The organism is Tritonibacter mobilis (assembly GCF_001681715.1).
GTDB lineage: Bacteria > Pseudomonadota > Alphaproteobacteria > Rhodobacterales > Rhodobacteraceae > Epibacterium > Epibacterium mobile.
The window spans coordinates 1-455 of record NZ_LNWY01000058.1; the positions used below are offsets into that span (position 1 = coordinate 1).

General features: G+C 62.9%; 1 pseudogene. It reads left to right on the forward strand.

Annotated features, from left to right (window positions below):
• Window positions 1-147 precede the first annotated feature (147 nt).
• Window positions 148-455 (forward strand): annotated as a pseudogene (locus tag UB90_RS22385) (hypothetical protein); the annotation flags it as partial.

A 455-nucleotide genomic window follows, 5' to 3' on the forward strand; every position in this document is an offset into this window, starting at 1 on the left:
ACGGACCCCACCGACGGCACTGACCCTACTGACGGTACGGACCCTACTGACGGCACGGACCCCACCGACGGTACGGACCCTACTGACGGCACGGACCCCACTGACGGTACAGACCCTACCGATGCGCAGGCCGGGATTCTCGACCCAATTGTTGCTGACGGTGGTCTGCTCGGTGAACTCACCGGGAATAGCGGCCTGTTGGGAGATGTAACGGGAAGCGATGGCCTCCTTGGCGATCTGGTCGGGAACGACGGGTTGCTGTCTGATGTCACTGGCGAAGACGGTTTGGTCGGAGGACTGCTTGGTGCGGGTTTGCTTGGTGATGGCAATGGCAACAACTCTGATGGGGGAGGTTTGCTCGACACGGTTCTGGGTGAGGACGGCCTCGTGGGCGGCTTGCTCGCTGGTGGCAACCCGCTGGACGGTCTGACTGGTGGCTTGCTGGGCGGCGAAGA